The sequence below is a fragment of the Halobacillus sp. A5 genome, from assembly GCF_024189315.1.
GTDB lineage: Bacteria > Bacillota > Bacilli > Bacillales > Halobacillaceae > Halobacillus_A.
This window is the reverse complement of the sequence record NZ_JAIZEO010000004.1, coordinates 454,544-466,173: the sequence shown is the minus strand read 5'-3', so window position 1 is coordinate 466,173 and position 11,630 is coordinate 454,544. Positions and strand designations below refer to the sequence as shown.

Sequence of the window (11,630 nt, the reverse complement as noted above, 5' to 3'; positions counted from 1 at the left end):
CCTAGTTTAATGCTTCAACGATTGTATCGATGTTGTGTCGGAACATACCTATATATGTGCCTTCTTCTGTATCTTCAGGTCCCATTGCATCGGAAAAGAGTTCGCCGCCAATCTCAACTTCATGACCTTTTTCTGCAGCTCCTTCAGTTACCGCATTGATTGATTTCTCCGAGACACTGCTTTCTACAAATACTGCCTTTACATTTCGCTCTGTCAATGTTTCTGTGATACGTTCGATATCATTTACTCCGTATTCAGACTCCGTACTTAATCCCTGTAAACCTAAAACTTCCAATCCATAAGCTTCACCAAAATATTGGAAAGCATCATGCGCAGTTACGAGGACTCGGCTTTCTTCTGGAATTTCAGAAATGCTGTCTTTGGCATAGGTGTGAAGTTCATCTAGTTCTTCTTTATAAGCTATTGCATTGTTTTGATATTCCTCTTCATTGTCAGGATCCGCTTCGATCAATCCTTCCGTTACACTATCTACCGCATATTTCCATAACTCAATGTCAAACCATATGTGAGGGTCATAGACTTCTGGATTCTCCGGGTCTGATGCCAATAGATCTTCTGGGACTGTTTCTGCGACAGCATAGGTCGGTTTTTCCTCGTTCATTTTTCCGAAAATTTCATTCATTTGCCCTTCGAGGTGATGACCGTTATAAAAAATAATATCGGCTTCTTCCATGGCATCAATATCGCTTGAAACAGGTTTGTAAAGGTGCGGATCGGTTCCTGGTCCCATCAAATTCTTTACTTCTACATGTTCTCCGCCAACGTTTTCAACAATGTCAGCGATTTGAGCAATTGTCGCTACGGCTTCTATTTTCTCACCTTCTCCTGCGCCTGCGTCCTCACTTTGACATCCGATGAGCAACAAAGCAGGGATAAAAATAAGAGTGAATATTCTTTTCATACAACCATCTCCTTTTCCTTAATTCATTTTTTTTTCTTTAGTGCAACTTTAAGGGTAAAAAAATGTGCCCTTTTATTATATGGGCGATTCCACGAATAGTTTACTGTTTTGTTGTTAGTTAAAAAAGTTTCCTTAATACAAAATATATAGTTTTTGAAAAGATAAATCAACTGTTTTTTACGGGGGAAAGATTATAAATAAGGTACACCCCGGATGGAATGTACCCTAGTGGGGCTATTCTAAGCCTTTATTGCCCGCTATGCACTTTCTTTTCAGCGATATAATCTTCTAAACGCTCTTTTTGTGCAATTAAATCTTCAAGGCTCAATTCATTCTGGATAGGGGAGGGGCCCTGCGCTAAAGGATTTAAATTTTGCGCAGTTGGATTTTGGATCAACTGGGAGAGCTGCCCTTGATTTTGTTCATATAGACGATAACCTACCGCACCTACCACTGTACCTGAAACGAACCCCATCATGAAATCTTTGTTTACCATAATATAAAACCTCCTGAAAGAATTTTTAATGTTGTAAAACCAATTTGTTTTTACTAGCTTCATTTAATAGCTCTAATACATTAACCGCCCATGTCACCATAGCCACTTGCAGGATGTTTCCGGCTCCCATTGACAGCATGCTGAAGATTCCTGTAATAACATCCGGATGCCTGAATTTGTTTTCCCCGTGGGAGAGGACTGTGTATGCAGTCGATATAACTACAGCGTAATCAAGCATGCTCGAGACCTTTCCGGGTGTATTGTTTAAGTAGGCGATTAATATGAGAAAACCTGTGACTAAACTGCGGAGAAAGTTTTTGCGCTGAGCAGGTGAAATATTGACCATGATATTGTCTAAAGGGTCAAAACGAGTTTGTTTGAAAAATAGACTTATAAACTTCAAGATGACTTTTCGATTGATTAGCTCTTTGGCATAAGAAATCGTCATTGATTGAATGGTCGGTTCAATTCTTACCGACTCGATTCCTCTAATGGAAGTGAACATATCCTGTATCTGATTATAATCCCGCTTATCGTACAACGCAGGAATGATTAAGCGGAGTCGACCAGGTATGTCATGGACGATGGAGAAGGTTCCTTGCATGATATTCGCTCCTTATTCACCAATAGTCGGGTACTGTTCAGGACCACAGCAATGGTTGCTGAATTGTGTATAGCTGCGCCGATGGTCGGGGTAATCGATCCAAAAAGACCGAAAAGAATCGCCGCACTATTGACGGCAATGGTGATAACGAAGTTCTGACGGATCATTGCCATGGTAGACTTTGAAAGCTGAATGATATCTGATAGAATGAGTGGATTATCAGATGTAACAACAAGATCGCTGGCTTCCACGGCTATATCAGTACGCTTGCCTCCCATACTCACGCCTACATCAGCTAAGGCGAGGGCAGGAGCGTCATTAATTCCGTCTCCAACCATCAGGACGTGACTGCCTCGTGATTTATATTGCTTTACAAATGCAGCTTTCTCGTGAGGGAGGACTTCAGAATGGAATTGGTCCAACCGTAGTTCCTGGTAGACCTCTTCAGCAACTTCACGTTTGTCTCCTGTAAGCATAACGATTTCATCGACTCCGGCCCTTCTCAGCTGGTTGACAGTTCTTTTCATCCCTTCACGTAACGCATCTTCAATCACAATTGCGCCGGCCATTTTTTTATCGATCGCTACGAAAATCGTACTCTTTTCTTTAATTGACTTGTTGAGGAAGGTCAGACTGTTCGTGTCGACCTCATGCTTAACAAGTAAGGTTTGGTTCCCTATCACTACTTCTTTGTCGTTAACCAAAGCTTTCACTCCATGACCGACAATGTTTTCGATGCTGTCATGGTCGTGTTCATAAGGCGTCAGGTTTAAATCAGACGCTTTTCTAAGAATGGCCTCGGCAATGGGATGAGAAGAATGTTCCTCTGCTGAAGCGGCATACATTAAAATTTCTTGTTCTGTAAATCCGTTGTACGGAGCAATCTTTACAATTTCAGGTTTGCCTTCTGTAATGGTTCCTGTCTTATCAAGAACAGCAGTATCAATAGAGGAAAGCTTTTGTAAGTATTCCCCACCCTTGATAAGTGCACCATTACGTGCCGCTTTTCCAATTGAAGCAGATATAGCAGTAGCCGTGGCCAGTTTGATGCCACAGACGTAGTCAATAACAAGCATATTCAAGACACGATCCCAGCTTCTTGTGACTGCGAAAGTAAGGAGCGCCAGTAAAAAGGAGACCGGTACTAGTCGTTCAGACATTTCATCTGCATAGGATTGGATCGGAGCTTTTGATTCCTGAGCTTCTTCAATCATTTGCAAAATCCTTGCCACGGCAGTTTCGTCTCCTAACTGAGAAACCTCTATTCGAATGTTCCCCGATTGGACGATGGTACCGGCATAGACGGTTTGACCTCTGGAAATATGTTGAGGCATGTATTCTCCGGTGATGGACGACTGATCGACATTTGCCCAGCCGCTAATGACTTTACCATCAGCTGAAACCTTTTCTCCTTCAAACACCGCAATATGATCTCCAATGCTTACTTCATCAATGGACACTTTTCTCTCGTCGCCCTGGCCATCCACTTTCCAAACATACTGAGTATCCACATTCATCATGTCTTTCACGTAATTCTTTGTCCGGTGAGCGGTAATATCTGTGATGATTTCGCTTAAGGCAGACATAAAAAGGATGACGATTGCTGACTTTGGATTTCCTTTTAATATGGAGGCGAAAATGGCTGTAGTACTGAGAGTGTCAGCATTTGGCCTTTTCCATTCCGTTACCGGTCTTAACCCATTAACGATCATGGATTTACAGGCAAAAAGACTGGCAAGGGAGGCTGGGGAAATCAATTTCATCAAACCTGTAAACCTTGTGGTCGGAATCAAGAAATCAAGCAGAAATGCCAGGCCGCTTGCGGTGAATTCATTTTTGTATGGTTTGTTTTTCATTTGAGATGGTGCAGCAGTCCGTCCATAAACAATCTTCTTAGAGTTCAGATCCAGGTCATGGTGAAGAACCACTGAACCTGATTCTTTAGTATAGATAGCAGAGTGAATTCCAGGAATGAGCCGGTAAGAGGCTTCGACTTTTTCCTGTGCTAAGCCTTTGAGGATCTGCAGTCTGGTTCTGCCAGGGATTGAATGAACAATGGTTCCTCCGTTCACTATCTTCCCTCACCATCCTTCTTAATTAATGTGTAGGCCCAATACAATAGACTGCTTGCGAATGCAGGGTTGGTCCCGAATCCTGTCGCTCCTTTGAAAAGCAGCGTGAGGATGAGTAAGGATTCTGCATCCGTCTTTCCACCTGTCTGCTTTTTGATAAGGTCGTCAAAGGAATCCACGCTTTTTCTTAAGGAACTTTTCACCTTGGATTCTATGTGAGGATACGTCGAAATAGAAGTGTCCACTGCCAGCTGTACAAGGGCATCGAATTGTTCTGAAGTTAAGTGATCGGTGGTGAATTCTAAAAGTAAGCTTCCAGTGATTCCTGAAGCTTTCACTCGACTCACCAGGGAAACTTGTCCCATCTGTAGTTCCAGTGCTTCTGCAATTTTTTCTTCTTTCCAATGGTCGCTCTGCAAGCGGACACGACCTGGCATGGCATGAAGCACTTGTACTTTTTGATCTTTCAATCGTTTCATAATGCCTGGGATAGCGAAAGAAGCGCCCAGACCGATCAATGAATTCATCATGAGCCTGTCACTTCTCTTGTAATTACACCATTATGGACGCGCTGGACGATATCAAACCATTGCTCGATTTGTTTTTCATCCACCTCAGGACTGGGGTCATATTCCACTAAAATCGTCCCTGTTTCTGAGGTATGACGCACGGAAAGAATTTTAGGCTCTAATTCAAGTAATGGAACCAATTGTGATACAATTTTGGAATTGCCTTCCCAGTAAGGAGATGAAATACGGACCCTTCCAGGTATGAAGTGCATTATTTTTATTTGGTATGTAGCTAACATTTTCTCTAATCGTTTCATAAAGATTATTTTTTTTACTTTTGTAAGCATAGCAAGCTCCTTTTCAGAAAATAAAAAAAGACACCTTGTAAGTTATGTTACTTTTAGTGGTAAATTATTACAAGTTAAATAATACCTATAACTCTCAATTTAAAAAGGACATTCTTCGGGGGTTTTCGACGAAAAAAGAAAAAACATTGCAGGAACTTTTGTGTTTTGTAGTTCTTAAGGCACAGCGTAAAAAGAGCTTTAAAAACTTATTTTTTTTAGAGAAGGAATTCGATTGTAGGCTGGTTTATAGTGGGGTTTTTACAATCAGAACACCATCTGAAAATTACTAAAATAAGCTCCCCAAAGCAATATATGTGACTGGATTTTGACTGGATGTAATTCTTGATTATTGATATCTTATTTAACCACAAGTTAATACTATCAAGTCGAGATATTGTTATATAGGTGCTACTAAATTATGTTCGTTAGTATTTAATACACCCAGGGTATGGGCGGCATGATGTGATAGTGCCCCAAACCCTTTTAACATAGGGTTTGAGAACAATTTGACTGGACTTTGACTGGTTTTTAAAATCGATTACTAAAAATTAACAGGCCTCTCAAGAGTTTATAAACTTTTGAGAGGCTTTTCTTTTATTGTAAGAGATGCATGTGGCAAAGGGCTGATTTTGAAATAATTGCTATTAAGTGACAGGGCGATTATCTCGAGATCGAAAGATTGTGTTGGTCATAAAAATTCTAGGATTAGTTTAATAAGACAATATTAAAAATGAACTTCCAAGGATATGGAAGTTCATTTTTCTACTATCAATAATGAGCTTTAATATAACTTTTTTTATTTCTACTATCAATAATGAGCTTTAATATAACTTTTTTTATTTCTAATAGCAAGCAGGGTTATTCTTCGCTTTCCGTGTCAGATCCTTCAGAACCAGAATCGCCTTCCATGTCACTGTTTTCACCAGAGTCTTGTTCTTCTGTTTGGTCCCCATTCTCCATGTCTTCCTCATCTTCACCGTCGCCACAAGCTCCCAATGTAAGTACTGAAGTCAAACCTAGAGCTAACATCCATTTTTTCAACATATAGAAAGTCTCCTTTCAAATAGGGTACACTGCATATATACCTTGTACATGTAAAGGAGGGATAAACAGAAAATAAATAATTGGTAAATTAATTAAAATTATGATTTAATCCAAGCATTTTTACTATATCCTCTTTGTTCCCAATACTCTGTATGTTCATAATCAATTAACTCTATATGGTTTAACGATTTAACTGATTTATACGCATACATGTCAAGAACAATGAGGTGTATGGGTCCTCTGTTCCGGTTTTCAATCAGTTCGCCGTCAATCAGCATCGCGACCATGACATTTTGTCCATGGCCTGTTAACTCGAAAGAGTGTGTAAACGCCGTCTTGAGAGTTTTACTTGCTTTACCTCATCATTAATTCCCGCTGATCAAGCAAATCTTTAAGTTAGATCCCTTCCCATGTAACATCATATACACTCCAGCCGGTCACACAATGAAAGTTGGAAACTTGCACATCACGCTTCAAGTTGATAAATTGCTTCCAATTCCAAGATTGCGGCTGGTCCACTATACCATCAACATCTGTAACATTAGGCATCGTAGTCACAGATCAGTGCCTGGTCCCCAATTCGCTATCTCTTTAGCTTGGTTCAGGCAATTTCTATATAGTTTTCTTCTATAATTGAAGCAAGGCTATCAGGCTTTACTTTCCTCTATATCCTCTAAGAGATGCATGTGGCAAAGGGTTGATTTTGAAATAATTGTTATTAAGTGACAGGATGATTATCTCGACATTGAGTCTTCAAGAATAGGGCAGATTTGCTGAAGACTTGATTTCGAGATATATTGAGGTGAATTGAATTTGATTTCATGCATTTTTGCATTTATACATTTTTTTCTGACTTTGTCTCTTATTATATTTTTTGATACTTTCATCAATTAAGAAAAATGTAATTGCAATTGGAAGTGCAAAGATCAAAAAAGGTGGGATTATAGCAACAGGAATTAAAATCAAAAGGTGAAATACAAACCTCAACCAGAATTTTTTCACGTAGATTTCAATAATTAATGATAATGATGCACCAAATAAAATTCCGATAGACATATATATTAAATAAATCATAAAACTTGATGAAAAGTCCCCCATGATAGGCAATACAATGGATGAGATCGTTACAAATAACATTAATGTTAACAAACTCGATTTGAATTTTCGCTTAAGCATATTTTCCTCCTGAAAACTAAGTATGTTAAAAGGTTATCAGAAAACCATCTAAAGTTCGAAGAGAGTTAGGTGGATACAGTTTAACTTAAATCCGAGGTTCTTTCTCACTGTTTTGATAATAGTTGAAACATATATTGTTTCTATTCGTTATTACGTTAATTGGGGCTATTCTTTAAGATAGTAATTCAAGTTGAAAGAGTACTATAACGACTACAAATTTCAGAAATAAAGAAAGCGAGGAAAGCTTATGATTAAACCAAGTGCTTTACAGAAGGGGGATAGGGTAGCAGTTATTGCCCCGGCCGGACCACCAGATAAAGAACACCTTATTCAAGGAAAACGTGTATTAGAAAAAATGGGTCTTGAAGTCGTCCTTGGACGCCATGTGTTCGATTTAGAAGAAGATTTTACAGCTGTCGATCAAAAGCGAGTGGCTGACTTACATGAGGCTTTTTGTGATCCTATTATCCGCGGTGTTTTTTGTGCAAATGGAGGGTTCGGAACAGCAAAAATTGCTCCTATGATCGATTACGAAAAAATACAAAGTAATCCTAAAATATTCTGGGGATATAGTGACATTACATATCTGCTAAATGCCATTCAAAAATCGACAGACCTGGTTACTTTCCACGGTCCGATGGTGGCTTCCGATCTGAATGACGAACAAAGAACAAAGGAGACAGAATCCTCTTTTTCACCTTTGTTCACAAAAGTAGGGATGACCTATGATTCTCACAAATCGGCTCTAAATACGCTAGCTCATGGTACAGGAGAAGGTCATTTAGTAGGAGGGAATTTAACATTACTAACTAATGGATTGGGTACACCTTATCAAGTAGATACACATGGGGCAATTCTACTATTAGAGGAGGTTGGAGAACCAGCGTTTCTTGTTGATTTGAAGCTTACTCATCTGCAACAGGCAGGTGTTTTCGATGAAGTCCAAGGTGTAGTCTTAGGTAACTTTCAAGTGGAATCAGATGGAGATTTGAAATTAAGAAAAGTGCTTCAAAACTTCTTCGCAAGTGCTCCTTTTCCTGTGGTTGGGAATTTTCACTTTGGTCATTGCCAGCCAAATTATGGTGTACCGATTGGGGTAAATGCAAAACTCACAACTTCTCCGCCTCAATTGGTTCTGGATTCGGGGGTAATGTAAATAATCTATAAGGTTGAACTCATGTTTAACAACTGAAATGCCTTTCATCTAAGTGATAGACTTTAAATAACCTATCTCGAATTCGAATCTTCAACAATTGGGAGCTATTGTTCAATAATGATAACCAAAGACGTTTTGAAATAACTGGAATGATATAGTTGTTATTATTTAAGTCAGTGATTTACCGCATTTATTAGCATATGAGGTGAGAATTGTTATGTGGAATATTATTTATTTTTTATTTTTGGTTGCAATCTTATTTTTCATTAATCTAATAGTGAATGAATATTTTAGTAAACACAAAAAAGCTTCTAAGAATTTGCTTGTTATTTCATTAATACAAGGGGTAATTATAAGTGGAATACTTTATGGTTTCCAATTAATCAATAACTTTACCTAACTGTTTGAGTAGATTAATGTTTCATAAAAAAGATGATTGGACACTGTGCTCTTATTATATAGTGGCCTAGCCAGTTGCTTATCTCGAAATCAAGTCTTCACGTATCTGGGGAGAATCTTAAATAAAAGATTCGCTTTTTTATATGTTTTTTTAAGGGGATTTCTAAAGATCAGCTTAAATAAAATACACAGAAATAAATATATTTAATAATGTATTGCTTTAAAGTTATAAATGTACTAGATTTTGTATGTGTTAGGAATTATTACTAATAAAAAGAGGAATGAAGTTGGAAGAGATAAATCAACGGGTTATATATTCAGTGAAAAAAGGAAATAGAAAAGCTTTCAAAAGAATTGTTAATTTCTATAAACATACAGTATATGAAATATGTATGACTGGTATCAAAGATGTGGTCTTGGCAGAAGAAGTGTCAAAAAAAGTTTTTCTTTATGTTCATTACAACATTAATCAATACGATACAAATGAAAATTTCTCGCTTTGGCTTTATCTTATTACTGTCAAGCATGCCCTTGACTATAGGAATGAAGTTAATCAGAATAAATTAAATATACAATCCGATTCTGTGTTACAAGAAAAGGTTAATATTAATGAAACTAAAGAGACGTTAAACACCCAAGAACGACTTCTTTTATTACTAAGATATAGGTTATGCATACCAATAGATGAGCTTTCCCAAATATTTGATATTCCAAAGACCATACTCAAACCAACCTTAAGAGATTTATTAGAGAAGATATCGTGGAATAATTCAAAAGTAGATAACGAGCTTTTAAATACTGGTTTTTTATGAAAAATATTTTGAAGTTGAATCTTACGCAAACTGGGGCGATTGTTCAATATGGACGGTCTCTCTTGTAATTAAAAAGTAGCCAAAAGAGGCATTGATTTTGTTAGCCAATGTTCTTTTAATTTATAAATTTTTCTTCTATGATATGTTAATATAAGAACATGCGTTTGTGTTTAGCGGTTTTAATACATATATCAGGGGGATTTTTTGGAGAGAGCCAATTATCCAAAAGTGTGGTACTTAGATAATCTTTTTCAGGGAGAAGGAAAATCAAGTCAATTTTCAGATCATATCAATCGTTTAGAGGATCTTGTACATAATCTAGAAAAATGTGTTATATCTTTAACTACTCTCCTGGATACAAATGAAGGAATTAAAGTTTTACAGGTAGTAGAAATTATCGGTAACATTCGCTTGAACCTATCGCAAGCTAATTCGTTTATCACTTGTCTTCTTGCACAAAATCCAAAGGATCAAGAAGCTGCAATTCTACGAGGAAAAGTTGCACAAATAGACTCTCGTTTTGAAAATGAATTATCTAAAGTAAAGAAAATATTATCAAATACAAAGGAAGATATATGGGGAAAGTTATTAGAAAACAAAGCATTACAAAATTATAAATTTATTCTAAACGAATGGCGGGAAAATGCAGATGGGAATTTGTCAGAAGAGGAGCTAAACTTAATTTCTGACTTAATGGTTGATGGTTACCATACTTGGGGGGATTTCTACAATGAGCTAGTAAGTAGTCTTAGCGTAAATATTAAGATTAATGGAAAACAAGAAAATCTATCTGTTGGACAAGCCATTAACTTGCGGTCACACCCTAAAGAACAAGTACGTAAGGAAGCTCATTATGCATTAGAATCTATATGGAAAGAGAAAGAAGAATTATTTGCTAAAATAATAAATCATATTGCTGGTTTTCGTTTAAAAGTAAATAATAAACGTGGGATACAAAGTGTAATAGAAGACCCTTTGAAAAAGAACAGGATGAAGGAAGAGACGCTACATACGATGTGGTCAGTAATCAGTAAATATAAACAACCATTCTCGGATTATCTGGAACGAAAAGCTGAAACGTTGGGCGATTCTCACATGAAGGCTTATAACTTTTGGGCACCGATAACAAAGAGTAAGCAAAAAATAAAATACGATGAAGCTGTTACTTTCATAACCGAACATTTTATCCAGTTTGGAAGCGAATTAGAAGGATTCGTTAGCCATGCTTTTAATAATGGCTGGATAGAGGCGGAAGATCGTCCCAATAAGTCTCCTATTCCGTTTTGTGCGGGTTTTCCCATTACGGGTGAATCTAGAATTTTTGTGACATTTACCGGAACTTTTTTAAATGTGTTAACTCTTGTTCATGAATTGGGTCATGCTTTCCATAATCACGCCATGAAGTCTGTGAGCGGTTTAAATAAACGTTATCCTTTAAGTATTGCTGAAACGGCTTCAACCTTCGCAGAAATGATTATTTTTGATGCATCTATGGAAAAGGCGAGTACAAAAGAAGAAAAAATATTTATACTGGATGAAAAATTAAAACGCAGTGTAATGAACTTTATGAATATTCATTCAAGATTCTTATTTGAGCAAAGATTTTACGAAGAACGTATGGATGGTGTGGTTTCAGCAGAACGTTTAAATCAGTTAATGGAAGAATCAATAAACGACGCGTATGATGGTTCTCTAGAACAACCTTCTATATATTCTTGGGTTTGGACACCTCATTACTACATTACCCAATCACCTTTTTACAATTTCCCTTATACTTTTGGCTATTTATTTGCATTAGGCATTTATGCAAAGGCAAAAGAGAAAGGAAAAGAGTTTGAGGAAGATTACTTAAACTTACTTCGTGATTCTGGAAGTATGACTGTGGAAGATTTAGTTATGAAACACCTAGATGAAGATATTACTTCAGAGGAATTCTGGGAAAAAGGGATGGAATTATGCGTACAAGATGTAAAAGAGTTCATTAAATTAACTGAGTCTTAAAGTGGTGGATGGTTTAAATTAAGACCGTTACTATTCTATTATCTCGATGTCGAGTATTAAACAATCTGGGGCTAATGCTTAAAAGACTGATC

At 37.3% G+C, this 11,630-nt stretch carries 12 protein-coding genes and 1 pseudogene; 3 read left to right on the top strand and 10 right to left on the bottom strand.

What is annotated here, in order from left to right:
* Position 1 precedes the first annotated feature (1 nt).
* The 10 genes and pseudogenes from LF822_RS17470 to LF822_RS17430 all read right to left on the bottom strand — a co-directional run bounded on the left by LF822_RS17470 (position 2) and on the right by LF822_RS17430 (position 7,170).
* Positions 2-922 carry a metal ABC transporter solute-binding protein, Zn/Mn family gene (locus LF822_RS17470; protein ID WP_253925359.1) on the bottom strand — a complete coding sequence of 307 codons (921 nt, stop codon included), beginning with the start codon at positions 920-922 and terminating at the stop codon, positions 2-4.
* 247 nt (positions 923-1,169) lie between these two features.
* Positions 1,170-1,418: a hypothetical protein gene (locus LF822_RS17465; RefSeq protein WP_253925358.1), complete on the bottom strand. Its 249-nt coding sequence runs from the start codon at positions 1,416-1,418 to the stop codon at positions 1,170-1,172.
* Between the two features lie 25 nt (positions 1,419-1,443).
* A complete protein-coding gene (locus LF822_RS17460) occupies positions 1,444-2,022 on the bottom strand; it encodes an HMA2 domain-containing protein (protein ID WP_253925357.1) in 579 nt (192 codons plus the stop codon).
* Positions 1,971-4,094, bottom strand: coding sequence for a heavy metal translocating P-type ATPase (locus LF822_RS17455; RefSeq protein ID WP_253925356.1), 2,124 nt, complete (start codon positions 4,092-4,094; stop codon positions 1,971-1,973). Before LF822_RS17455 ends, LF822_RS17460 begins: the two co-directional genes overlap by 52 nt.
* The gene (locus LF822_RS17450; RefSeq protein ID WP_253925355.1) at positions 4,094-4,624 is read right to left on the bottom strand and encodes an HMA2 domain-containing protein; all 531 of its coding nucleotides are present in this window, start codon (positions 4,622-4,624) and stop codon (positions 4,094-4,096) included. Before LF822_RS17450 ends, LF822_RS17455 begins: the two co-directional genes overlap by 1 nt.
* The gene (locus tag LF822_RS17445) at positions 4,621-4,950 is read right to left on the bottom strand and encodes an HMA2 domain-containing protein (protein WP_253925354.1); all 330 of its coding nucleotides are present in this window, start codon (positions 4,948-4,950) and stop codon (positions 4,621-4,623) included. Before LF822_RS17445 ends, LF822_RS17450 begins: the two co-directional genes overlap by 4 nt.
* A gap of 858 nt (positions 4,951-5,808) precedes the next feature.
* Complete coding sequence (locus LF822_RS17440; RefSeq protein ID WP_253925353.1) at positions 5,809-5,994, bottom strand: hypothetical protein; 186 nt, start codon at positions 5,992-5,994, stop codon at positions 5,809-5,811.
* Positions 5,995-6,092: 98 nt separating this feature from the next.
* Positions 6,093-6,320 (bottom strand): annotated as a pseudogene (locus LF822_RS23165) (molybdopterin-dependent oxidoreductase); the annotation flags it as partial.
* 70 nt (positions 6,321-6,390) lie between these two features.
* Positions 6,391-6,552, bottom strand: coding sequence for a molybdopterin-binding protein (locus LF822_RS17435; RefSeq protein ID WP_253925352.1), 162 nt, complete (start codon positions 6,550-6,552; stop codon positions 6,391-6,393).
* A gap of 261 nt (positions 6,553-6,813) precedes the next feature.
* A complete protein-coding gene (locus tag LF822_RS17430; RefSeq protein ID WP_253925351.1) occupies positions 6,814-7,170 on the bottom strand; it encodes a hypothetical protein in 357 nt (118 codons plus the stop codon).
* A 247-nt stretch (positions 7,171-7,417) separates the two neighbouring features.
* On the opposite strand from LF822_RS17430, the gene LF822_RS17425 reads away from it, so the two are divergent.
* The 3 genes from LF822_RS17425 to LF822_RS17415 all read left to right on the top strand — a co-directional run bounded on the left by LF822_RS17425 (position 7,418) and on the right by LF822_RS17415 (position 11,538).
* On the top strand, positions 7,418-8,326 hold the full coding sequence (locus tag LF822_RS17425) for a S66 peptidase family protein (RefSeq protein ID WP_253925350.1): 909 nt from the start codon (positions 7,418-7,420) through the stop codon (positions 8,324-8,326).
* Between the two features lie 686 nt (positions 8,327-9,012).
* Positions 9,013-9,537: a hypothetical protein gene (locus LF822_RS17420; protein WP_253925349.1), complete on the top strand. Its 525-nt coding sequence runs from the start codon at positions 9,013-9,015 to the stop codon at positions 9,535-9,537.
* Between the two features lie 204 nt (positions 9,538-9,741).
* A complete protein-coding gene (locus LF822_RS17415; RefSeq protein WP_253925348.1) occupies positions 9,742-11,538 on the top strand; it encodes a M3 family oligoendopeptidase in 1,797 nt (598 codons plus the stop codon).
* The last annotated feature ends 92 nt before the right edge of the window (positions 11,539-11,630 follow it).